19 protein-coding genes and 2 pseudogenes are annotated in these 24,179 nt (G+C 62.2%); 16 read left to right on the plus strand and 5 right to left on the minus strand.

What is annotated here, in order from left to right:
- Nucleotides 1-95 precede the first annotated feature (95 nt).
- Complete coding sequence (locus B0G76_RS30070) at nt 96-773, plus strand: HAD family hydrolase (RefSeq protein WP_120295697.1); 678 nt, start codon at nt 96-98, stop codon at nt 771-773.
- A 4-nt stretch (nt 774-777) separates the two neighbouring features.
- A complete protein-coding gene (locus B0G76_RS30075) occupies nt 778-1,914 on the plus strand; it encodes a DSD1 family PLP-dependent enzyme (RefSeq protein WP_120295698.1) in 1,137 nt (378 codons plus the stop codon).
- Nucleotides 1,915-1,965: 51 nt separating this feature from the next.
- Here B0G76_RS30075 and hpaR read toward each other — a convergent pair whose 3' ends face one another.
- Entirely contained in the window at nt 1,966-2,373 is a 408-nt protein-coding gene (gene hpaR / locus B0G76_RS30080; protein WP_120295699.1) for a homoprotocatechuate degradation operon regulator HpaR, read from the minus strand.
- 173 nt (nt 2,374-2,546) lie between these two features.
- Here hpaR and B0G76_RS30085 point away from each other — a divergent pair, with 173 nt between their 5' ends.
- The 9 genes and pseudogenes from B0G76_RS30085 to B0G76_RS44245 all read left to right on the plus strand — a co-directional run bounded on the left by B0G76_RS30085 (nt 2,547) and on the right by B0G76_RS44245 (nt 9,652).
- Nucleotides 2,547-3,320: a fumarylacetoacetate hydrolase family protein gene (locus B0G76_RS30085; protein WP_120295700.1), complete on the plus strand. Its 774-nt coding sequence runs from the start codon at nt 2,547-2,549 to the stop codon at nt 3,318-3,320.
- A complete protein-coding gene (locus B0G76_RS30090; protein ID WP_120295701.1) occupies nt 3,317-4,075 on the plus strand; it encodes a fumarylacetoacetate hydrolase family protein in 759 nt (252 codons plus the stop codon). The genes B0G76_RS30085 and B0G76_RS30090 overlap by 4 nt, the downstream gene beginning before the upstream one ends.
- Before the next feature lie 29 nt (nt 4,076-4,104).
- Nucleotides 4,105-5,562 carry a 5-carboxymethyl-2-hydroxymuconate semialdehyde dehydrogenase gene (hpaE, locus tag B0G76_RS30095; protein ID WP_120295702.1) on the plus strand — a complete coding sequence of 486 codons (1,458 nt, stop codon included), beginning with the start codon at nt 4,105-4,107 and terminating at the stop codon, nt 5,560-5,562.
- Between the two features lie 68 nt (nt 5,563-5,630).
- Nucleotides 5,631-6,494: a 3,4-dihydroxyphenylacetate 2,3-dioxygenase gene (gene hpaD, locus B0G76_RS30100; protein ID WP_120295703.1), complete on the plus strand. Its 864-nt coding sequence runs from the start codon at nt 5,631-5,633 to the stop codon at nt 6,492-6,494.
- Nucleotides 6,495-6,515: 21 nt separating this feature from the next.
- Nucleotides 6,516-6,926 carry a 5-carboxymethyl-2-hydroxymuconate Delta-isomerase gene (locus B0G76_RS30105; RefSeq protein WP_120295704.1) on the plus strand — a complete coding sequence of 137 codons (411 nt, stop codon included), beginning with the start codon at nt 6,516-6,518 and terminating at the stop codon, nt 6,924-6,926.
- Nucleotides 6,927-6,987: 61 nt separating this feature from the next.
- Nucleotides 6,988-7,792 (plus strand): annotated as a pseudogene (gene hpaH / locus B0G76_RS30110) (2-oxo-hept-4-ene-1,7-dioate hydratase).
- A gap of 9 nt (nt 7,793-7,801) precedes the next feature.
- On the plus strand, nt 7,802-8,605 hold the full coding sequence (gene hpaI, locus B0G76_RS30115) for a 4-hydroxy-2-oxoheptanedioate aldolase (RefSeq protein WP_120295705.1): 804 nt from the start codon (nt 7,802-7,804) through the stop codon (nt 8,603-8,605).
- Nucleotides 8,606-8,834: 229 nt separating this feature from the next.
- Nucleotides 8,835-9,245, plus strand: a complete 411-nt coding sequence (locus tag B0G76_RS44240; protein WP_259460765.1) for a transposase — start codon at nt 8,835-8,837, stop codon at nt 9,243-9,245.
- A complete protein-coding gene (locus tag B0G76_RS44245; protein WP_259460879.1) occupies nt 9,155-9,652 on the plus strand; it encodes an IS5 family transposase in 498 nt (165 codons plus the stop codon). The genes B0G76_RS44240 and B0G76_RS44245 overlap by 91 nt, the downstream gene beginning before the upstream one ends.
- A 90-nt stretch (nt 9,653-9,742) precedes the next feature.
- On the opposite strand, the gene ltrA is transcribed toward B0G76_RS44245, so the two are convergent.
- The 4 genes and pseudogenes from ltrA to B0G76_RS30140 all read right to left on the minus strand — a co-directional run bounded on the left by ltrA (nt 9,743) and on the right by B0G76_RS30140 (nt 16,566).
- A complete protein-coding gene (gene ltrA, locus B0G76_RS30125) occupies nt 9,743-10,948 on the minus strand; it encodes a group II intron reverse transcriptase/maturase (RefSeq protein WP_259460674.1) in 1,206 nt (401 codons plus the stop codon).
- Between the two features lie 771 nt (nt 10,949-11,719).
- A pseudogene (locus tag B0G76_RS30130) lies at nt 11,720-12,844 on the minus strand (IS701 family transposase); the annotation flags it as partial.
- 132 nt (nt 12,845-12,976) lie between these two features.
- Nucleotides 12,977-15,310, minus strand: a complete 2,334-nt coding sequence (locus B0G76_RS30135; RefSeq protein ID WP_120295708.1) for a bifunctional diguanylate cyclase/phosphodiesterase — start codon at nt 15,308-15,310, stop codon at nt 12,977-12,979.
- 110 nt (nt 15,311-15,420) lie between these two features.
- Nucleotides 15,421-16,566 (minus strand): GGDEF domain-containing protein, encoded by a 1,146-nt coding sequence (locus B0G76_RS30140; protein WP_120295709.1) that lies wholly within the window; start codon nt 16,564-16,566, stop codon nt 15,421-15,423.
- A gap of 627 nt (nt 16,567-17,193) precedes the next feature.
- Between B0G76_RS30140 and bcsD the strand changes: the two genes are divergently transcribed.
- Genes bcsD through bcsB form a run of 5 tightly spaced genes read left to right on the plus strand, consistent with a single transcriptional unit; the run spans nt 17,194 to nt 24,174 of the window.
- Nucleotides 17,194-17,649: a cellulose biosynthesis protein BcsD gene (gene bcsD, locus B0G76_RS30145; RefSeq protein ID WP_120295710.1), complete on the plus strand. Its 456-nt coding sequence runs from the start codon at nt 17,194-17,196 to the stop codon at nt 17,647-17,649.
- A gap of 53 nt (nt 17,650-17,702) precedes the next feature.
- On the plus strand, nt 17,703-18,599 hold the full coding sequence (bcsP, locus tag B0G76_RS30150; RefSeq protein WP_120296915.1) for a cellulose biosynthesis protein BcsP: 897 nt from the start codon (nt 17,703-17,705) through the stop codon (nt 18,597-18,599).
- Entirely contained in the window at nt 18,596-19,384 is a 789-nt protein-coding gene (bcsQ, locus tag B0G76_RS30155; protein WP_120295711.1) for a cellulose biosynthesis protein BcsQ, read from the plus strand. The genes bcsP and bcsQ overlap by 4 nt, the downstream gene beginning before the upstream one ends.
- Complete coding sequence (bcsA, locus tag B0G76_RS30160) at nt 19,381-21,585, plus strand: UDP-forming cellulose synthase catalytic subunit (RefSeq protein ID WP_120295712.1); 2,205 nt, start codon at nt 19,381-19,383, stop codon at nt 21,583-21,585. Before bcsQ ends, bcsA begins: the two co-directional genes overlap by 4 nt.
- 3 nt (nt 21,586-21,588) lie before the next feature.
- Nucleotides 21,589-24,174 (plus strand): cellulose biosynthesis cyclic di-GMP-binding regulatory protein BcsB, encoded by a 2,586-nt coding sequence (bcsB, locus tag B0G76_RS30165; RefSeq protein WP_120295713.1) that lies wholly within the window; start codon nt 21,589-21,591, stop codon nt 24,172-24,174.
- The last annotated feature ends 5 nt before the right edge of the window (nt 24,175-24,179 follow it).

Raw genomic sequence — 24,179 nt, forward strand, 5'->3', positions numbered from 1 at the left:
CATTCACTCAAACTGAACTTAAGAGTTATTGCGGCTGAACACCACGCGAACGACGAAACTTTATAATCGACTCACCGTCCCTCGCCGGTTACATCATGACTTCTTTACCGCTCCCAACCGCCTACCCCAAGGCGGTGCTCTTCGACCTCCTGACCGCCCTGCTCGACTCCTGGACATCATGGAATCACGCCGCGGGTTCGGAATCTGCGGGCCGTGCGTGGCGTGCGGCCTATTTGCGCCTGACCTATGGCTGCGGCCAATACATTGCGTATGAACAATTGGTGCGCGCGGCAGCCGTCGAAGTCGCACTGCCGGAATCCGCGGCGCACGCACTCGAAGCTGACTGGTTGAAGCTCACGCCCTGGAGCGGTGCCCTCGACACTTTGCAGGCGCTTAGTCCGCATTGCAAACTGGCTATCGTCACCAACTGCTCGATCCGCCTCGGCACGCAGGCTGCGAACCTTTTTCCAATCAAGTGGGACGCGATCGTGACCGCTGAAGAAGCCGGTATGTACAAGCCGAACCCGTTGCCTTACCGGCTCGCACTCGGCAAACTCGGCGTAGCGGCCCACGAGGCCGCGTTCGTGGCCGGCTCCAGCTACGATATGTTCGGCACGGCCGCGGTCGGCTTGCGAACCTACTGGCATAACCGCGTCGGCCTGCCACTCGTGACGGGAGCGCAAGCGCCCGAGGTGGAGGCGCCGACGCTCGACGCACTGGCCCCGTGGCTCAGCCGTTTCGGGTCAGTCCAGAACCACGCTATTCCCCGGTGAAAGCATGAAATTCGACCATATCGACACCCCTGCCGCGCTGATCGACATCCCCCGGATGCAGAAGAACATCGCGCGAATGCAGGCTCATATGAACACACTGGGCGTGGCATTCCGTCCGCACGTCAAGACCACCAAATGCATCGACGTGGTCCGGGCGCAGATCACCGCCGGGGCGCGCGGCATTACGGTCTCGACCCTCAAAGAGGCGGAGGCTTTCTTTGCAGCCGGCGTCAGCGATATCCTTTACGCGGTCAGCATCGCCCCTTCCAAGCTGCCGCGCGCGCTGGGGTTGCGCCGCCAGGGTTGCGATCTGAAACTGGTGGTGGACAATCCGACCGCCGCCGCAGCCATCGCCGCCTTTTCGGACCAGCACGGTGAAACGTTCGAGGTATGGGTCGAGGTGGACACGGACGGCCACCGCTCCGGCATTACACCGGAACAGGACACGCTGCTGGAAGTCGGCTGGATTCTGCATGAGAACGGCGTCACAGTGGGCGGCGTGATGACCCACGCCGGTTCGAGCTACGAGCTTCATACGCCGGAGGCACTCGCCGCGCTTGCAGAGCAGGAACGCGCGGGCTGCGTGCGCGCGGCGCAGCGGCTGCGCGACGCGGGCATTCCGTGCCCGGCCGTCAGCGTCGGCTCGACCCCCACGGCTCTCGCCGCCGAGCAACTGGATGGCGTGACCGAAGTGCGCGCGGGCGTCTACGTTTTCTTCGATCTGGTCATGCACAACGTCGGCGTGTGCGCGCTTGAAGATATCGCGCTCAGCGTGCTCGCCACCGTGATCGGGCATCAGGCGGATAAAGGCTGGGCGATTCTCGACGCGGGCTGGATGGCCATGAGCCGCGATCGTGGCACTTCGAAGCAGCCGCACGATTTCGGTTACGGCCAGCCCTGTCTGCTGAACGGAACACCGCTTGGCGGATATGTGGTGAGCGGCGCCAATCAGGAGCACGGGATTCTGTCGTCAACAGATGAAGGCGTGCATGTCGACGATATTGCAGAGCGCTTCCCGATCGGCATGAAGCTGCGCATCCTGCCGAATCATGCATGCGCGACCGGTGCGCAATTTCCCGAGTATCACGCGGTCTCGGCGGATGGCGACAGCGTCGAGTGGAGGCGTTTTCAAGGATGGTGAGCGTGCCACGAGCACGGCTCGCCGGCTAACGCCAATCAATAACGCGTTACTTCACTCCTCGTCTTTTTCAAGCCCCGCAAGCAGATCGTCGACCGCGCGATACACGCGCTCGACGATTTCCGGCCCTACCTTGCGCTCCAGCTCGCGATAGTGCGCTTCGAGATCCTTCGAGATCACGCGCACCAGATCCACACTCGTATCGGTCAGCGACACCAGCACGCGGCGCTGGTCCTCCGCGAAACGCTCCTTCGTCACCAACTCCATGCTCTCCATACGCGCGAGCACGCCGGCCATGCTCGGACTCGAAATCGTACAGATATCGGAAATGTGGCGCGGCTCCATCGGGCCGTGCTCATTGAGCGCGCGAATCACGCGCCACTGCTGTTCCGTCAGTCCATGCGCGGTAATCAACGGCCGGAAACGCTCCATCATTTTTTCTCTGGCACGCAGCAACAACATGGGCAGGTTGCGGTGCAAAACTCGGGTAGAAGCGGACATGGCGGAAGATAGGTAAAAGCAGCCGTCGAAGCTTAAGGGAAAACCCGCGATCAGCCCACAGGCTATTGACCATGGATCATATCAAGCGAGATACTACTAACATGTTAGTGTTTTTACCGGGAGCCAGCTGATTCATGTTTGCCCTTGCCGATCACCTGCTGCATCCCGAAGGCGACGCGCTGCCTCGCGACGTGGATGCGCGCGCCGTCGCCGCGCTGCTCGCCCGTGGGGTAGCCTGTCGCGCGCCCGTTTCCGGCGCGGTTTATGGAACCTTGCTGAACGACCGCGCGGCGCTGGAGGCATTGGGCGACGCGGTGCATGCCGCTCCGTATAAAGCGCCACCGAAAGCGCCGATTCTCTATCTGAAGCCGCGCAATACGTTCGCCGGTCATCGCGCCCGCGTTGTCGTACCTGATAACGCATTGGGCGTGGAAGTCGGCGCTTCGCTGGGTATCGTGATGGGTCGCACTGCAACACGCGTCAACGCGAGCCAGGCGTTCGATTACATCGTCGGCTACACGTTGGTCGCCGATCTGAGCGTGCCGCACGCGAGCGTGTACCGGCCTTCGGTCCGGTTCCGGGCGCGCGACGGCTTTTGCGTCATCGGCCCGGCGGTGGTTGCAGCACGTCATGTTGCTACGCCCGACGATTTGACGATCAGGGTTGCGCTGCCAGGACGCGAGGTCTTCACGGCGAGCACGGCGGCGTCGGTCCGCAAGGTCGCTCAATTGATCGCGGACGTCACCGATTTCATGACACTCAGCGCCGGCGACGTCATTACGCTTGGCGTGCCGCATGGCTCGCCGGTTGCGCATATCGGCGACACGGCCACGCTGTCGATTGGCGGATTGCCGCCGCTCGAGGTGTCGTTTGCCGGTGCGGAAGAACAAGATGGAGAACAGCCATGATGCGCGGCCGTGTTGCGTATGCAGGCGCGATTCACGAAGCCTATCCGGACGCCCATGGCGTGCGCCTCGCCGACGGCCGCGTGCGTCGCGAAGATGAAGTCGTCTGGCTCGCGCCGATCGAAGTCGGCACGATCTTCGCGCTCGGCTTGAATTACGCCGAACATGCAAAGGAATTGCAGTTCAACGAGCAGGAAGAGCCTTTGGTTTTTCTCAAAGGCCCGGGCGCGGTCATCGGTCACCGCGGCTTCACGCGCCGCCCCGCCGACGTCAACTTCATGCACTACGAGTGCGAGCTGGCTGTCGTGATCGGCCAAACCGCGCAGAACGTCAAGCGCGCAAACGCCATGCAACATGTGGCCGGCTACATGATCGCCAACGATTACGCGATCCGCGACTACCTGGAAAACTATTACCGCCCCAACCTGCGCGTGAAGAATCGCGACGGCGGCACGGTACTCGGCCCGTGGTTCGTCGATGCGGCCGACATTGAAGACGTCACGCAACTCGAATTGCGCACATTCGTGACCGGCACGCGTCAGCAGCACGGCAACACGCGCGATCTCGTCACCGATATCCCGGCGTTGATCGAATACCTGAGCAGCTTCATGACCCTCGCACCCGGCGACGTGATCCTGACCGGCACGCCGGAAGGCATCGTCAACGTTAATGCGGGTGACGAAGTGATCTGTGAAATCGACGGCCTTGGCCGTCTCGTCAATACGATTGCATCCGACGCGGACTTCGGCCGCGCCTGATCGACAGTGAAAGAGAAAGGGACAAGGCAATGCGAATCGAACATCTGATCAACGGTAAATCGGGCGCCGCGAAAGACTACTTCGAGACGGTGAATCCCGCGACGCAAGGAGTGCTCGCCAAAGTGGCCCGCGGCGGAGCGGAAGAAGTCGACGCCGCCGTGCGCGCGGCCAAAGAAGCGTTTCCGGCATGGGCCGGCAAGCCTGCGGCGGAGCGCGCCAAAGTCATTCGCAAGCTCGGCGAATTGATCGCGAAGAACGTGCCCGACATTTCGGAGACCGAGACGAAAGACACCGGCCAGACGATCTCCCAGACGCGCAAGCAACTCGTGCCGCGCGCCGCCGACAACTTCAACTATTTCGCGGAGATGTGCACGCGCGTCGACGGCCATACGTATCCCACCGAGACGCACCTGAACTACACGCTGTTCCATCCGGTCGGCGTGTGCGCGCTGATCTCGCCGTGGAACGTGCCGTTCATGACGGCAACGTGGAAAGTTGCACCCTGTCTCGCGTTCGGCAACACCGCTGTGCTGAAAATGAGCGAACTGTCGCCGCTGACTGCCTCGATGCTCGGCAATCTCGCACTCGAAGCCGGTATTCCTGCCGGCGTGCTGAACGTCGTGCACGGCTTCGGCAAGGAAACCGGCGAACCGCTGGTGGCGCATCCGGATGTGCATGCAGTGTCGTTTACCGGGTCGACGGCAACGGGCAACCGCATCGTGCAAACCGCGGGTCTGAAGAAGTTTTCAATGGAACTCGGCGGCAAGTCGCCGTTCGTGATTTTCGACGACGCCGATTTCGAACGCGCACTCGATGCCGCCGTGTTCATGATCTTCTCGAACAACGGCGAGCGCTGCACGGCGGGCTCGCGCATTCTGGTGCAACGCTCGATTTACACGCGCTTTGCCGAGCGTTTTATCGAACGCGCAAAACGCTTGACGGTGGGCGATCCGCTGGCTGATAGCACGATCGTCGGTCCGATGATCAGCCAGGGACATCTGGCCAAGGTCCGCAGTTATATCGAACTGGGTCCGAAAGAAGGCGCGACACTTGCGTGCGGCGGGCTCGATGCACCTGACTTGCCCGACGCCATGCGCCGAGGCAACTTCGTTCAGCCAACGGTGTTCGTCGACGTCGACAATCGCATGCGGATCGCGCAGGAAGAGATCTTCGGCCCGGTCGCCTGCCTGATTCCGTTCGACGACGAAGCCGACGCGATCAAGCTCGCCAACGACATCTCGTACGGCTTGTCGAGCTACATCTGGACTGAGAGCACCGGCCGCGCGTTGCGCGTCGCCGCAGCCGTCGAAGCGGGCATGTGTTTCGTCAACAGCCAGAACGTACGCGATCTGCGTCAGCCGTTCGGCGGCACGAAGGCATCGGGCGTGGGCCGCGAAGGCGGCACGTGGAGCTACGAAGTGTTCCTCGAACCGAAGAACGTGTGCGTATCGCTCGGCTCGCATCACATTCCACGCTGGGGTGTTTGAGACGCTTTCGCGTTTAGCGCCATGCGCGAGTGCGTCCCGCCTCGCACCGCACAGAATAGGAGACCGCGATGGGCAAGCTCGCGTTGGCAGCAAAAGTCACTCACGTCCCGTCGTTATACCTGTCCGAACTTGACGGTCCGCATAAGGGCTGCCGTCAGCCCGCAATCGACGGTCACCATGAAATCGGCCGACGCTGCCACGAATTTGGCGTGGATACGATCGTCGTATTCGACGTGCATTGGCTCGTGAACAGCGAATACCACATCAATTGCGCGCCGAAATTCGAGGGCGTCTATACGAGCAACGAGTTGCCGCACTTCATCAAGAACATGCCGTACGCGTATCCCGGCAATGTCGGGCTCGGCGATCTGATCGCGGAAGTCGCCAACGAAATGGGCGTCAGGAGCCGGGCGCACAGCACGACCACGCTCGAACTTGAGTACGGCACGCTCGTGCCCATGCGCTATATGAATAGCGACCAGCACTTCAGGACTGTGTCGGTGGCGGGCTGGTGCATGTGGCACGACCTCGAAACCAGCGCGCGCTTCGGCCTCGCCGTACGCAAAGCCATCGAGGAACGATACGACGGCACCGTGGCGATTCTGGCGAGCGGGTCGTTGAGCCACCATTTCGCCAACAATGGCACCGCCGAGCAGTTCATGCATAAGGTGTGGAGCCCATTCCTCGAACAGATGGACCGCAAGGTGGTCGAGTTGTGGGAAGCCGGTGACTGGAAGACCTTCTGCGAGATGCTGCCGCTTTATAACGAGAAATGCTGGGGCGAAGGCGGCATGCACGACACCGCGATGCTGCTCGGCGCGCTCGGTTGGGATCGTTACGACGGCAGGGTGGAAGTCGTCACGCCGTATTTCGGCAGTTCCGGCACCGGCCAGATCAATGCGATCTTCCCTGTGACGCCCCTGCCCGCTTAAGGCCTGAGAAAGGAGCCTGCCGTGCCGCATTTGACACTTGAATACAGCGCTAACCTCGCTGACGAAGCAAGCATCGGCCAACTGTGCAAAAAGCTGGCTGCCAGCCTTGACGCACAGCGCGAGAACGAACAGCGCGTTTTTCCGCTCGGCGGCATTCGCGTGCGCGCTTTGCGTTGCGATCAGTACTGCATTGCCGATGACAGAGCCGACGCGGCCTTCCTGCACGCGAACCTGAAGATCGCCGCGGGCCGCTCGGACGCCGAAAAAAAGGCGACCGGGGATGCGTTGTTTGAAGTGATCAAACAGTACTTCATTACCGAGTTTGAACAACACGGCCTGGCGTTGTCGTTGGAGATCAATGAGTTCAGCGAAGCAGGAACGTGGAAACACAACAATTTGCACGCGCGGCTTAAGGCTAATACACAAGGCTAAAACCCGGGGCTAATGCCGGATCTAATCGACGGGCCTCGTAGCCGCATATAGAGAATCCATCATGCTAGACGAACAGACTATCCGCGATCTCGCGGCGCAGCTCGACCATGCCGAGAAAAACGCGTACTCAGTTGCGGCACTTCTCGGCGAAGTATCCTGAGATGACCGTCCAGGACGGTTACGCGATCCAGCGCGAGTGGGTGAAGCTCAAACTCGCCGAGGGCCACGTAATCAAGGGCCGCAAGATTGGCTTGACGTCACGCGCGATGCAGCGTTCGTCGCAAATTGACGAACCCGACTATGCGCCGCTGCTCGACAGCATGTTCATCGAGGGCGGCCAGGACATCCGCGCCGACCGTTTCATTGCGCCGCGCGTGGAAGTCGAATTGGCGTTTGTGTTGAGCAAGCCCTTGAAGGGTCCGGGCGTCACGCTATTCGACGTTCTGGATGCCACGGCGTACGTAACGCCTGCAGTTGAGATCATCGACGCACGCATCGAGCAATTCGACCGTGAGACGAAGGCACCACGCAAGGTCTACGACACCATTTCGGACTTCGCGGCGAACGCCGGCATCGTCCTGGGTGGCCGGCCGGTGCGCCCGATGGACGTCGATCTTCGTTGGGTTGGCGCACTGCTTTACAAGAATGGCGCCGTGGAAGAGAGCGGGCTCGCCGCGGCTGTGCTGAATCATCCAGCCACTGGCGTTGCATGGCTTGCGAACAAGATTGCCCCGTATGACGAAATCCTGAACGCGAACGACGTGATTCTGAGCGGGTCGTTCACGAGCCCGATCCCGGCACGGGCGGGCGACACATTCCATGTCGACTATGGTCCGCTGGGCGGTATTGGTTTGAATTTTATTTGAGTCGCCGACATGTCCTTACCGCAAAACACATTCAAGCGCGCGCTGGCTGAAGGCAAGCTGCAATTCGGATTATGGGCGGCACTTGCCGATGCTTACGTGACCGAATTGCTGGCCACGGCCGGTTTCGATTGGTTGCTGATCGACAATGAGCACGCACCGAACGATGTTCGCAGCACGCTGGCGCAATTGCAGGTGGTGGCTGCGTATGCATCGCATCCGGTGGTGCGTCCGGTGCGAAGCGATAGCGCGTTGATCAAGCAATTGCTGGACATCGGCGCCCAGACGTTGTTGCTGCCGATGATCGACACGGCGGAACAGGCGACGGACGCCGTCGCGGCGACGCGTTACCCACCGCAGGGTATTCGCGGCGTGGGGAGTGCGTTGGCGCGGGCCTCGCGGTGGAATCGGATTCCTGATTATCTGAACGCCGCGGCTGATGAGTTGTGTGTGCTGGTGCAGGTGGAAACGATGCAAGGCATGGAGAATCTTTCGGCGATTGCGGCGGTGGACGGTGTTGACGGAGTGTTTTTTGGTCCGGCGGATTTGAGTGCATCGATGGGATTGCTGGGCAGGCCGGGGGACGCTCGCGTACGCGAGGCGATATGCAATGGCATTGGGCGGGTGCGGGATGCGGGTAAGGCGGCGGGCGTGCTGGCAGTGGATGCCGGGATTGCCACCGAATACCTGGCGGCGGGCGCGACGTTTGTGGCGGTGGGGACGGATACAGGTTTGTTGAGCCGCGCGGCGGCGGATTTGGCGGCTTCGTATAAGAAGAGTGCTGTCGTGGCGGGACCCGCGAAGGGTGGGTATTGAAGGGTGCCTTTCAGGCATCAGGAATTGGGGTTTTTGCTTGCGTGGCACTTGTTCCGTTGTGCGCGGATGGTGTTGGCCTTTCCTTGTTTTCTTAGTGGTTTATTAGCGTTCCCCCTGTGCGAGGGAACGCTAATAAACCACTAAAAGGCCAGTTCAAAAAGAGCCCGAAAGGGCTGTTTACTTTTCCACGAAACGGTTAACCTTGGATGCCTGAACAACGGATCAAGGAATGCCGGCACCTATCATCGATGACGAACTGTGGGCACTGATCGAACCGCTACTTCCACCGCCCAAACCGCGACGCAGGCGGTACCCTGGACGGCTGCCGGTCTCGGACCGTGCAGCACTCAATGGCATCCTGCTCGTGCTGAAGACAGGGATGCGATGGAACCATCTCCCGACCCGCCTGGGCTTCGGCTCTGGAGCGACGTGCTGGCGTCGGTTGCACGGCTGGCAGCAGGCCGGAGTGTGGGACAAGCTGCACGGGCTACTGCTCGACAAGCTGCGCGAATCTGGCCAGCTCGATTTCTCATATGCGGCTGTCGATTCATCGTCCGTGCGAGCCGTTGGGGCCGGCCAAAAACTGGGCCAAACCCCACCGATCGCGCACGACCAGGGTCCAAACACCACGTCCCCGTAGACGCGAACGGCGTTCCTGTCAGCGTGATCGTGACCGGCGCGAACCGCAACGATGTCACGCAACTGCTGCCGCTGGTCGATGCTATCCCGCCGATTCGCGGCACTCGTGGCCGACCGCTTCGCAAGCCCAAGGTCATCTACGCCGACCGTGGCTACGACTCCGACTCGCATCGCCGCAGACTTCGCGAGCGTGGCATCAGACCGGCCATCGCCAGGCGCCGCACCGAACACGGCAGCGGCCTCGGCAAGTTCCGTTGGGTCGTCGAACGGACTCATTCGTGGCTCCATGGTTTCCGTCGTCTTCGCATTCGCTTCGAACGCCGATCCGACATTCATGAAGCATTCCTCAAACTAGCCTGCTCACTCGTCTGCTGGAACATCTTCAGCCGAACTGAGCGCCCTTTTTGAACTGGCCTCTAATGGTGAGTAGCCCCGGGGAGTTTCACCCCGAGGCTCTCGCAGAACCGGACGTGAGGCTCGCACCTCATCCGGCTCCCGTTACCCAACCTCGCGCCGAGCGATACGCCAGTGAACGAACAACCGTGGAGCGAGTTCCTTCATCTTGCCGAGCCATCGGACACTACGTTGCTTTCGCCGCCGTAGTGTCTTGTATTTGCGCCTGGCCCACTGTGCAAGCTTCTGGTCTATATAGTGGAAGAGCTTTCGCATCTCCGACCTATAGAACGCCCCGTAGTAGTTCCACCACCCTTGTATCATCGGGTTGCATAACTGCGCGATCTCTTCAAGCGTCGCTGGCGTGCGGCGATGGACCCGCCAGCCCCGCACCACCTGCCTCATCCGTTTGAGCGCGTCGCCACTCACCGCCGGCAGGAAGCCGGTAAATAGCCGGTTGTGTCGACTGCGCGCCCCCCTGGGCCCGAACGTGAAGCCCAGAAACGTAAATTGCACGTTCGGAAAGGCACCAGTACGCTTGCTGTCCTTGCAGTACACGATTTTCGACTTCTCCGGATGCATCGTCAGCCCACATTCCTCCAGCCGTAATGCAATAGAGCGCATCACCGCTTCTGCCTGCGCCTGGGTGCGGCAGTGAACCACCGCATCGTCGGCGTAGCGCGCGAAGGGACATTGTGGATACGTCCGCTTCATCCAGCTATCGAACGCGTAATGCATGAACAGATTCATCAAGATTGGACTGACCACACCACCCTGTGGAACACCTCGCGTCCGGGACAGTTTCGTTCCGTCCGCGATTTCGAACGGCGCAGTCAGCCACCGCTCGATGTACAACAGGATCCAGTCCTCCCTGATGTGGCTTCGCACCGCCTTCATCAACAACGCATGATCGATCTGATCGAACGCCGCCTTGATGTCAAACTCAACAACCCAGTCATACTGCCAGCAACGCTTGCGCGTCACAGCAATCGCCTGTTTAGCCGACTTGCCCGGCCGGTATCCATAAGAATCAGGATGAAACACCGGATCGAGTGTCGGCTCGATCATGAGCTTGACAACACTTTGAGCAATTCGATCAGACACGGTGGGCACGCCCAACTTTCTCGTGCCGCCCTTGGCCTTCGGAATTTCCACCTGCTTCACCGGCGGCGGGAAGTACGACCCCGATGCCATCCGGTTCCACAGTTTGTACAGATTTCCCGAGAGATTCTGTTCGAACATGGCGATGGTTTCATCATCCACGCCGGCAGCGCCACGGTTGGCCTTTACCAGTTGATACGCCTCCCACACGACCCGCTTCGCTATGCAGTAAGGTTTCGCTGATGTCATGTCACTCCTCCCCGCAGTGCAGGTTGATGACCTTCGTCAGTTGGATAACGCCGCCCCTTCGCTCCACTCCCATTACAGGAGCTTCAACACTACTACAGGCGGCTCCGCCCCTCGCTCCGGCATCGGTATTCTTCCTCATGGTGTCTGCCATTCGTCATTTCCCTTTGCATCCGGAGAAAGGTTCTCACGTTCCATATCAAAGCCTGTATTGGGCTCATGCCGCCTATACACCGACTGCCGACGGGTCCGTAAACAGGTATCGTCCCGACTTGTCCTGGAGCCTGTAGTCAACCCCGGTTTTGACAGTATGTTTGTACGTAACGATGCGTCATCGGCCAGTTTGCTTTCGCTCATCTTCCCAATACGTACCTGCCATCCTTCACGGATGACTTTTCCTCGGTCGCTCACCACCACGCCTTTTGAACGCAGCAGCACCGGGCGGTTTGAAGCCTGCCCCTGCAGGCCGGCTTCGGGAGGCCTGCTCCCATCTTTGATACAGCATCACAGGCTTCCGCCCGTGTTCGTGACACACACTACAGCCGTAGATCTAGGTAAACTGGAGGCACACATCCTCGTCTTCGGTAGTGGCACTGCTGGGCGCGGTACTGGTGTCGGCGCCGCCATGCCGACCAGGACAACACGTACGCGATAGAGTGGGCGCCGCGCCACAGGATGCGACAGAGCAGCCGGCGGATCTCCTGCACGCTGAGCGGCACCAAACCTTCAAGTGTTTTTTTTGCCGTGCACCCGCAGGGTGACGAGTACCGCATGGGCCAGCAGAGCCAGCGTGATGTGGCGATACCAGCCTTGCCATCGGCGCACCTCATACTGATCGAGTCCGCATTCGCCTTTGGTCGCCCCGAAGCCGGTCTCGATTTCCCACCTGCGGCCCGCGACGTTCACCAGGGTTTGCCGTGTGGCCTTGCTGCGCGGTGCGTATACGACGTAATACGCATGTTCGCGTTGCTCGTCCAGGCTGCGTCGCACCAGCAGGTAATGCCCGAAGCGACGCTCCTCTTCGGTGATCTGCAAGCGCCACAGCGGAGTCAGCGCCCAGTCATACAGGCGCTCGCCCTTGGCGCCGGCACCCGCTGACCGGCGGCGCCATGCCCTTGCCGGCAGGGTCTCGGCGATCCGGTCTGCCCGTACGTAGTCTGGACCTTTCCACCATAGGGGTTCGTTCTTCGCGATGGCCAGCACGAAAGACTGGCCGCGCGACTCGAGCCACAGTCGCAGGTGGCGGTCACCGCCGTAGACTTCATCCCCCGTGACCCAGCCGCACGGCACCCCTGCGTCCAGCGCCCGCTCAAGCATACGACGCGCAAGCTGTGGCTTCGTTGCGAATTCCACCGACTCGGGAATGCCCGCTGCCTCGCAGCGCACCCGGTCATCGGTCCACACCTTGGGTATATACAGTTCGCGGTCGATGAACGCACTGCCGCCACGACCGGCATAGCAGAGGAACACGCCGATCTGGCTGTTCTCGATACGACCTGCCGTGCCACTGTACTGGCGTTGAACACCGGCCGAGTGCTGTCCCTTCTTGACGAAGCCGGTCTCGTCCACAATCAGCACCGCGTCACGCTCGCCCAGTTCTTCCACTACATAGCTACGCAGCACATCGCGAGCGGCATCCGCGTCCCATTGCGCCCGCTCCAGCAGGTGCTGTACGCCATCGGGTGTCGCTTCGCCGATCCATTCGGCGAGTTGCCAGCCGTTCTTGCGCCCGACTGTACCCAGCAGGCCCTTCAGGTATGCGAGCGACCGCTGTCGGGGCTCCGGACGCCTGAACAGTTCCCCGAGCCGCTGGTGCAGTACCTCCAGTTCACGCTCCCACGCTTTTGCAGTCGAATACATAGCCTTAACATGTAGTAATCCTTAATTATTTGAGTATAGTAAAAAAATCTACGGCTGTAGTATTAAGAAAACAAGGAAAGGCCAAAGCCACAAGCGCACAGACAACAAGCGCCGCGCAGGCAAAAAAAAACTTCAATCCCCTGCCGGCCAAGGCAACCCCACTTCCGCCCAATCCAACTCCACCCCCACAACCGCCCGTTCATTAGCAATCTGCACAGCCAAAGTAACCGCAACACAAGGCCGGCCGCTGGCCAAAGAAAGATAAGGATGACTAGTCACCACAACCCCCGGCAACAAAACCGCATTACGAAAATAAGGCCGATGATCCCACCTGGCATCCCGCGGATTCGCCACCGGATGCAGTGAAGCCCCTTCACTCCTCGATGCCGGCCCCGGCACCTCATGCCCGATCTGCCGCCCCGAATCATCGAGAATAAAACAGCTGATACAGCGATCAAACGTCGCCAGAGAAACAAACGCGTCATCCATCAAAACACCCGCCAGCAACTGATCGGCGGCCCGCCTCAAAGCAATCCGATAAGGCTCGACCTCAGACTCGAACAACGCATGCAGATGCGCCCTCCCCTGAGCAATCACGTCGAAAGCCTCATCGATCCGCCGATGCACCGACTCCGGCCGCGCAATCTCCGCAGCAGGCCGCCCCAGCAGATACCCCTGCGCAAAATCCACGTTCGATTCCACCGCGAGAATCAACTCCTCAGTCGTCTCCACGCCCTCGACCACCACCAGCATCCCCGCCTGATGCAACAGCGAAACGAGCTTCGGCAAGATCGGCTGCTCGGAGCCGTGGCTCGTCGCACGAATCAGTTCGCCGTCAAGCTTGACGATGTCCGGCCGGATCCGCAGCAAGCGGTCGAGATTCGATTGACCCGCACCGAAATCGTCGACGGCGATCAGGAAGCCATGCTCGCGATACAAAGCCGCCGCGCGCGACATGTCGTCGACGCTGCCGCCGTGCGATTCGAGAATCTCGAGAATCACCCGCTCAGGCTCTAAGCCCACCGTGCGCACAATCGTGGCGAGCTGATCGGCATAGCCTTCAGCAATGAACGTGGCCGGCAAAATATTGAGGAACAGCCACGCGTCGCCAGGCAGCAACTTGCGCGCGTTAGCCAGATGCACGGCATGACTCGCGCGATCGAGCGCGCCTTCGTCGCTGGACGGCCTCGGCGCGAACAACACGACCGGCGGCACCAGCGCGCCGTCGTCCTGTTCGCCGCGCAGCAACGCCTCGAATCCCACCTGCTTCTGATGCGACAAACTGTAGAGCGGCTGGAAGTGGGAGGTCAGGTAATAGTCGTCCCATCGGTGCCGTCGCGCGGCCGCCCCGCCCTCCTCGCACGCGGCGTCGGCAAGGAGTTGCAGTGCTTCGAACGGTAACGCACGCTCGGCGCACACGCGGTTTCTGCCCGAATGCTTGGCGCGCAGCAAAGCTTCATCGGCGCGGTCGAGCAACACCATGATGCTTTCGCCGTTCCGGTGTTCGGCCACGCCAAAACTCGCGGTCAGATAACCGTCCGGTCGTTCGATCGCGGCAATCGCGCCGCGCAAGCGCTCGGCCAGCGCCAGCGCGCCGGCCAGACCGTCGCGCAGCAACACCGCGAATTCCTCACCGCCGATCCGGCTCACGCTGTCGTCCGCGGTGGTCTCCTCCATCAGCACCTTGGCAACCTGGAACAGCGCATGGTCGCCGACGGCGTGGCCGAAGCGGTCGTTCAACGATTTGAAGCTGTCGATGTCGAGAAAAATCGCGCTGATCCGCGCATCCGACGCCATGGTTTCGAGGCGGCGCTCGGCCTGCTTCACAAACGCGCGGCGGTTTTGCAGGCCGGTCAGCGGATCGGTTGCGGCGAGCTGCGCCAGTTGGCTCTCGAGCAGAAAGTGGTTGCGCCGGAACCGGTAGAAACCGAAGTGAAACACAACGGAAGTCGGTACGCCGATCGCCACGATCCACATCCACACGACAACGTTGACGTCATGCGTGCGCGGTTCGCCAAACAGCAAGGCAAGCGCCGCCCCATAGAAAATCGCGCTACCAACGAAGAAATGCAGCGGCGTGAGCCATAGCGGCGCGGCGCAGATCGGGATCACCACCATGGCCGGCAGTACCCACAGCGACGGTTGTTCGACGCCGGAGACGTTCAGCGCAAGGCCCCCCACCAGCACCAGCGAATACGCGACGCCGATTGCGCCGAATGTCCAGGTCGAGCCGGCGCGTGGAATCGCCATCACCAGCACCGCGAGCGCCAGCGCGCAAGCGAGCCGGTAGGCGAGCGGCGTTGCCGGACCGGCAACCATGTTGCGCGCACCCACGAAACACAGGAACGCGACGACGGTAAACGCCATCGTCACGGTCGAAAGGGGACGCTGATGCTCCAGCGATCGTCGATGAAAACGATCTCGCAAACCGGAATCGGACAGGTGCTTCGTTGAGGTGGAAAGCATATTGATAGATATCAGGCTGGCTCCGGTCACTCGTCCAATGTATAACGGCAACCGTCTGACAAATATTTATGCCCCACCCGCAAATAGAATTGCGCCCCGCCCCCTCAGCACTACGCGGCCATCACGCGATCGCGCCCCGAGGCCTTGGCGGCATACAACGCGCCGTCGGCACGCGCCATCAACTGGGCAAGCGACTCGTCGCGCCGATGCTGGTCCACGCCGACGCTGAAGGTGTATTTCAGCCCACGCGGCAACTCCGCCGGCGCGGCGGACGCGAGCCGCACCCGCAAGCGATCCAGCAATCGCACCGCTTCGGCGCTGCTCGTTGCCGGGCACAGCACGCCGAACTCCTCGCCGCCCAGCCGCCCGAACACGTCGCCGGCCCGCAGGTTGGCGCTCACGAACGCCGCGAAATGGCTCAACACCTGATCGCCGACGGCGTGGCCGTAGCAGTCGTTGACCGCTTTAAACGAATCGATGTCGATGATGGCCATCGCCACCGGCAAGCGGGTGCGCTGCGACGCCCCCAGCAACGCGTCGCCGACCGCGAGAAACGCCCGGCGCGATAGCGCGCCGGTCAGGTCGTCGACATTGGCAAGCCGCTCGAGCCGCCCGGCGAGGTGATCGTGCGCCAGCATCACGACCCCGATCGACAGACACGGCGGTGCGAGGATGCCAAGCGCGAGAAAGCCGACATTGCCGGGCGTCACTTGCAACAAGCTGGTCTGCAGCAGCATGCCGAAGCCGTACATGACGCCACGCGAGAGATGTCCCGCGCATAACAGCACCGACGCTACCGCGAGAAAATAGTAGCAATAGCGCGGCCGGTTCGAGGGGCGATCGCGCAGCATGGTCACGGCGAGCATCGCGTAGAGGAGCGCGTGATAGGCCGACGCCACGCTCACGCGGGCGTTGAAGTCCTGCGTGACAAAGGTCCAGTAAATCATGCCGATCAACACCGCCACCGCGCCGGCGTAGGCCGCCCACGGTCGCGTGCGGCGGCCCAGAAAGCGGTAGCAGCCTTCAACTACCAGCAGCAGCGAGATGGCCAACAACTCGTTGGCCGCCACGATAGTCAGCCAGCGCGACGCGTGTCCTTGCAAGGCAAAGGCAAGCAGCGCCACGATCGCGACCGCATTGGCCGAGATCCAGTAACCGACGCCGGGTATCGTCGCGCGCCATAACGAACCGAGCACGGCCATCCCCATCGCGCCCGATAAAACCGTGACAACCAGAATAGTGAGTGGATTGACCATTGTTATCTTGAGTCGAGCGGCATTGCTATGGCGCGCCACGTTCCTGTTGGCCTGCGAGACTTGCGCCGTTGCATGGTCAGGAGGGCTGCGCAAATGCGTAAGCTTACCGGCCCTGAGCCAAATTGAGGGCACAACGATTCGGCGGGAGTCTCCCAGGAACGACAGGTGAAGGCAAATGCGTATTGCATCCAGGCAAAGTGGCAGCGTTGCATTTAGCCACGAAACGAAACGCTAAAACAACAGTGAAAACAACCGTTAACTGAGGCAAAGCAAAGGCAACGCAGAGACGATGAAAATGGTCGCGAGCACTTTGGCAGCGGGTATCCGCGGTGAGAAAGCATGAAAGGAAATTCAGCAGCAAAAAATGACATGCGTGTTACGTGGGTAATAGGCATACCCGAGACATCTATGGCAATCGTTTGCGCGTATAACTCAGACGAATGTAAAGTGGCTAAAAGTTAATGTCTTAAGTAGACTCCTGCGAAATGTGGCGGACAGACTAGACAGTTCGGTAAAAGTAACTTCGGACGCGTGCAACGCGCGGCCTTCCGTAACGCTTTCACTTGCATTCGACCGTCGGCACCCGTTTTCATACACGGCTGAAGCAAAGGCCATTTCCCGGAAAATATGGTCCCAATTCTCGATTACCTGCTGGAACGCCAGATCTCGCCACAATGGCATGGCATGCTGACTGCATTGGCAACGGAGTTCGAAGCGCAGATCGGACGCGACGAACTACGCCAACTGATGTACCGGGTCGGCTGCCGGTTTGCCGCGGCGCATCAATTGCCCGCTTGCGGATCGACCGAGGAACTCGCTCAGGCGTTGAATCGGGTCTGGCAGGGCATGGATTGGGGCTACGTCGAGTTGTCCGACGAACCCGACTCTCTGCGCATCGTTCATTACTGCGCGCCGCTGCAGGCGTTCGGCAACACGGCGCTCACCTGGACTCCGGCGTTTCTCGAAGGCGTCTATCAGACCTGGTTGAGCGCGTTGGGCGCAGCGGGCCTGTCGGTCGCGCAAACGAGCGAATACGGCGCGGACACCGCCATCGAGTTCCGGCTAGGCCGGCATCGTATTTGAGCGGCAAGTGGATGGATCGGGGCAAGGCAAGTCATGCACAAGACGGCGGCAATATGAGTTCATCGAGCGACATCGAGAAGCTATTCGATCATTTTGGGGGCGACGCTAACGCGTACCAGGAAATCGGCCGCGAAAACGAAGCGCGTTCGGCGCGCACGCGTTGGCCGTTGCTGGTGACGCTGGATCTGACGCAGCCGGCGATTCCCGCGATCGTGCAACGGCGCGCGGTCGCTGGCGAAGCCGTGGCGCAAACCGTGGCGCCGGCGGACGATCGTCAGGACACGACGCCTAAAGACACCGCCTCGGTCACGCGCGCGAAGGCGCCGTTGTTTACCCGGTCGCATCGGCGGGACATTCCGCCGGTTGTCCTCGCCGCTCAGGAGGCCGCACCGCGCGGCGCTTCGCGTTTCGGCGCACCCGAAACGAACGATCATGCTGCGGAGCAAACAGCGCCAGCCGCCGCACGGATCGACGCGGTGACGTCACGCGTCGAGATCCCGGCCGTTACGCCACGCGCCATCGCCACGGCAGCAGTCCCTGCGCCCGCGCCATCCCCGGTCTTTGCAACCGCACCAGCGGCGGTTTCCGCCCCCGCATCGGCACCCGTCTTTGCACCCGCCGCGACGCCAGTCTCCGCTCCGGCATGGACGCAAGCGGCCGCCCCCGCAACATGGGCATCAGCACGGGCACCCGCCCCCACCTACACAACAGCACCCGCAACCCCCAAGCCACCCGCTTCGATTCTCGGCAAACTGTTCGCCCCGGAACCCGCACTCGTGCCGCCGCAGCAGCCGGCCGCGCCCACCAGCGAATCCGCACCGCTGCAATCGGTCTTCGACCGTCTGCGCGGCACGCCCGCTCAAACGGCCGCCGCGCCGGCCGTCGCACCCCGGGCCGCCACGCCCGCCGCCTCCAACTCGTGGCTGGTCAACGGCCCTCGTCGCTCATGAAAGTCATTGCGGTCGTGTCCGCCAAAGGCGGGGTCGGTAAAACCACCCTCGCCGCCAATCTCGCCTCCGTGCTGGCCGCCAGCGGCCGGCGCGTGATTGCCCTCGACCTCGATCCGCAGAATGCGCTGCGTCTGCATTTCGGCGTACCGCTCGACAGCATCGACGGTTTGTCGCGCGCCACGCTGACGGGCGACCCATGGCAAACGGTGATGTTCGACGGCGTGGACGGCGTGACCGTGCTGCCCTATGGCGCGTTGATTGAAGACGACCGCCGCCGCTTCGAAGCGCATATCGACCAGAACCCTCAGTGGCTCGCGCAGTCGCTGCAATCGCTGCGGCTCGACAGGACCGACATCGTCGTCATCGATACGCCGCCGGGTTCGTCCGCGTATGTACGCACTGCGTTGAGCGCGGCCACCTTCGCGCTGAACGTGGTGCTCGCCGACGCCGCCTCGTACGCGGCCATTCCGTTAATGGAGCGGCTGATTGAAGCGTATGCAGCGCCGCGCCCGGAGTTCGGAGGCGAAGGTTACGTCGTCAACCAGATCGACCAGTCCCGCCAGTTGACCAAAGACGTCCTCAAGGTCTTGCGCCAGATGCTCGGCGACAAGCTTTTCCCGGGCGTGATCCATCTGGACGAAGGCGTGAGCGAAGCGCTCGCGTGCGACACCACGCTGATTCACTACGATCCACTCAGCCAGGCCGCCGCGGATTTTCGCTCGTGCGGCAACTGGCTGATGACGGCGGTCGATGCGATCGCCGTCTCGCCGAGGAACGTCGCATGAGCACGCCTTCTTTGCCTGGCCTCGAAGTTGCCAAGCCCTCGCGGCTCGACCGCTTTGTCGACGCACGCTTCTGGAACAGCCGGATCGTGACGGGTCTGATCACGCTGTTCGCGCTGTTCACGCTGTACTTCGTCTTCACCGTGCCGCTCGCGTTCTACGAGCAACTGACCTTCGCGACCTGCTGCTTCGTCACCGCCCTGCTGTTCCGCCGCCTGCCAGGCCGTTACGCGACGATGGTGATGATCATGCTCTCGGTGGTCACTTCGGGGCGCTATATGTATTGGCGGCTCACGTCGACCACTTACTGGGAACATCCGCTCGACGCCGCGTGGGGCCTGTTGCTGGTCTCCGCCGAAGTCTATTCGACCATCGTGTTGATGCTCGGCTACTTCCAGACCGCGTGGCCGCTCAAGCGCACGCCCATGCCGCTGCCCGCTTCGCGCGACCAGTGGCCGAGCGTCGACGTGTTCATCCCGACCTACAACGAGCCGCTCTCGGTGGTGAAGCCCACCATCTACGCCGCGCTCGCGCTCGACTATCCGGCCGACAAGATTTCGATCCACGTGCTCGACGACGGCCGCCGTCCCGAGTTCAAGGCGTTCTGCGAGGAAGTCGGCGTCAACTGGACGATCCGCACGCACAACCGCCACGCGAAGGCCGGCAATATCAATGAAGCCCTGAAGATCACCCAGGGCGAATACCTCGCGATCTTCGACTGCGATCACATTCCCACCCGCTCGTTCCTGCAGATCGGCCTCGGCTGGTTCCTGCGCGACAAGCTGCTGTCGATGTTGCAAACGCCGCACCACTTCTTCTCCGCCGATCCGTTCGAACGCAATCTGGGCACCTTCCGCAAGGTGCCGAACGAAGGCGAGCTGTTTTACGGTCTCGTGCAGGACGGCAACGATCTGTGGAACGCGACCTTCTTCTGCGGCTCATGCGCGTTGCTGCGCCGGACCATGGTCGAAGAGATCGGCGGCATCGCGGTGGAAACGGTCACCGAAGACGCGCACACCGCGTTGAAGCTGCACCGCCTCGGCTACACCACCGCCTATCTGGCGATTCCGCAGGCAGCGGGTCTCGCCACCGAAAGCCTCTCCGGCCACATCGGCCAGCGGATTCGCTGGGCGCGCGGCATGACGCAGATTTTCCGGATCGACAATCCGCTGACCGGCAAGGGCCTGAAAATCGGCCAGCGGCTCTGCTATCTGAACGCGATGATGCACTTCTTCTACGGCATCCCGCGTCTGGTGTTCCTGACCGCGCCGCTGTCGTATCTGTTCTTCGGCGCGCACGTGATCGAAGCCGCCGCCAGCACGATCGCGATCTACGCGCTGCCGCACATGATGCATGCGAGCATCACCAACTCGCGGATGCAGCGCTCGTTTCGCCACTCGTTCTGGGCCGAAGTGTACGAATCGGTGCTGGCGTCGTACATTACCGCGCCTACGCTGCTCGCGCTGATCAACCCGAAGCTCGGCAAGTTCAACGTGACGGCCAAGGGCGGCCAGATCGAGAAGAACTACTTCGACTGGTCGATCTCGCGGCCGTATCTGTTCCTGCTGCTGCTGAACCTGATCGGCTTTGTCGTGGGTATCGTGCATATCTATCTGAACTGGCACACCCGCAGCGTGGTGAACACGACCATCCTGAACCTCGGCTGGACCACCTACAACATGCTGATTCTCGGCGCGAGCGTGGCCGCCGCGAGCGAGCGCCGGCAGATTCGCGCCGTGCACCGCGTGGCGATGCAGATGCCGGTGATGCTGAAGTTCTCGACCGGCCGCACGCTCGCCTGCGAAACCATCGACTACTCGGAAGGCGGCGTCGGCGTGGCGCTGCCGGCCAAAATCCAGGTGCCGATGCACGAACGCGTGACCGTCTCGCTGTTTCGCGGCGACGAGGAATACGCCTTCCCCGCCACGGTCGGTTTCACGGAGCCGGGCCGCGTGGGCCTGCGCTTCTCGACGCTGACGCGGGAGCAGGAATACGAGTTCGTCAAAACCACTTTCGCGCGTGCCGACGCGTGGACCGGCTGGGCCGAAGGGCGTCAGCAGGACACGCCGTTGCGCGGTCTGTCGCATGTGCTCTCAGTGGGGGCGCGCGGCATTGTGGGTCTTTTCGAGCATCTATATGCCGACCTTCGAAGCTCGATGAAAAGCCGTCCGGTGGACGTCAAGAAGCTAAAAACCAAAGACTGATCTATGGGCAACAGGATGGCGAAGTCAAACGTCGAACGCTCGAATCACGAGCGCAGTGCGATGGAAGCGGAGGCGCGTCTGTCTGGACGCTCCCGCTCGCAACGGTTGGCCCGCGGGCTGGCCTGCTGGCTTGCGTTGCAGACCGCGTTGGCGGCGCCGCTGGCTTCGGCGGCTGAAGTCGCCGCGGCGGCCATGAGCGGCGCGAGTGCGTCGCAAGCCGGCCAGGCGGTAGTGGCTCAGACATCGGCCCAAACATTGGCCCAGGCCGCGCCAGGCGCGCGCGTCGCCACCGGCGTGGGCAGCGTGCCCGCGCCGAGCGCGGCCGTGCCTTACGATCCGACCGCGATTGCCCAGGCGCAACTGGCCACGCCCACGCCGGCGCTCGCCGCGTCGTCGGTGAAAGCCTTGGGCATCAGAACGCCGACCACCGCCGAACCGGGCACGCTGGTGCCGGGCGGCCGCCGTCAGACGCTCACGTTCGTCGACCTCGGCGCGCGCGATCCGCTGCAACTGCGCGGCACGGACGGCCAGAACGGCGTCGCGTTCTCCGTGCGCGGCGACGAAGTGGTGACCGGCGCGATCCTGCATCTGGTCTATAGCTACTCGCCCGCGCTGCTCGCGAATATCTCCCAGCTGAAAGTGCTGGTGAACGGCGAAGTCGCCGCGACGCTGCCCGTGCCGCATGAACAGGCCGGCATGCTGGTGGCGCGCGACGTCTCGATCGATCCGCGTTTCATCACCGAATTCAACCACCTGAACGTGCAGTTGATCGGCCACTACACGACGAGTTGCGAAGACCCGGCGAATTCGGCGCTGTGGGCCACCGTCAGCAACGCCAGTTCGCTCGATCTGACCTACGCGTCGCTCGCCAGCAAGCCGGATCTCGCTGCATTGCCGCAGCCGTTCTTCGACCGCCGCGACGTGCGCCGTCTCGAGCTGCCGTTCGTGTTCCCGCAAAAACCCGGCGCTGCGACGCTCGAAGCGGGCGGCATCGTCGCCTCATGGTTCGGCGCGCTCGCCGGCTATCGTGGCGCGGTATTTCCGGCGCAGCTGGATAACGCCCCGTTGTCGGGTAACGCGGTGGTGTTCGCCACCGACGACCAGCGCCCGGCCGGCGTGACGATCCCGGCGATTTCCGGGCCGACGATCGCCGTGGTGGATCGCGAAGCACCGGCGCGCGGCAAACTGCTGCTCGTACTCGGCCGCACCGAAGCCGAAGTGAAAACCGCCGCCAAGGCACTCGGCATCGGACAGAACACGCTGACCGGTCCGAGCGCGACGATCACGCAACTGAACGAACTCACGCCGCGCGTGCCGTACGACGCGCCGAACTGGCTGCCCACCAACCGCCCCGTGCGTTTCGGCGAGCTCGCCGACCCGCGCGACCTGACGGTGTCCGGTTACGACGCCGACGCCGTGCGCGTGAACCTGCGCGTGCCGCCCGATCTGTTCATGTGGCACACCAAGGGCGCGCCGATCGATCTGCGCTACCGCTACACGGTGCGGCCGCTGCGGGACCGTTCGTCGCTGAACGTGAGCGTCAATGACGGCTTCGTCCAGGCCCTGCCGATTCCGGCCGAGTCGGCCTCGGTGTTCGAACTGAGCCACTACTTCGCGCGTGTCTTGCCGGACAAGACCGCCGAAGCGACTCGCACGATCTATATTCCACCGCTGCTGCTGACGCCGCGCGCCCAGGTGCGCCTGCATTTCTATTACGACATTCCGAACACCGGCGAATGTCACGGCCGTTTGCTGGAGAACGTGGTCGGCGCAATCGATCCGAACTCGACCATCGACCTGTCGTCGTTCCCGCATTACATGGCGCTGCCCGACCTGGCGGCATTCGCCAACAGCGGCTTCCCGTTCACGCGGATGGCCGACCTCTCCGAGACCGCGGTGATCCTGCCGGACGAGGCCGATTCGAGCGACTACAGCCTGTACCTGCTGACCATGGGCCGCATGGGCGCGTCGACGGGTTATCCGGTGGATGGCGTCACCGTCGGCACGTCGCAGGACGTCGACAAGTACGCCAACAAGGACCTGCTGATTTTCGGCGCGCCGGGCCGTCAACCGCTGTTGCAGCGCTGGGCCAAATCGATGCCGTTCTCTAGCGACGGCGATTCGCGCACCTTCACGCTCTCGGACGTTGTCTTCAAGCTCGAGGACTGGTGGCATGGCGAGCGCGGTGTGGAACGCTCGCCGGCGCGCGCCGACCTTACGCTCGTGAGTTCGAACGGCGACGCGCTCCTGACCGGTTTCGAATCGCCGCTGCAAAAGAACCGCAGCGCCGTCGCACTGGTGAGCGCGGCCGGCCAGTCGGATGCCGATCTGTCCGCCGCCCTGCTCGACGCCGACGTGCTGCCGGAAATTCAAGGCGCGATGGCCGTGATCCACGGCCGCACCGTCACCATCACGTCGAACGGCGACGCGTACTATGTCGGCCATTTGTCGCCGCAGGAATATTTGCGCTGGGCGCTGTCGTCGCATCCGCTGTTGCTGATGCTGGGCGGCGTGCTCGCCGCGCTGATCATCGCTGGACTGTTCTACCGGACGCTGCGTTCGATCGCCGCGCGCCGCCTGAAGGACTGATAGGA

Source organism: Paraburkholderia sp. BL23I1N1, assembly GCF_003610295.1.
Taxonomy (GTDB): domain Bacteria; phylum Pseudomonadota; class Gammaproteobacteria; order Burkholderiales; family Burkholderiaceae; genus Paraburkholderia.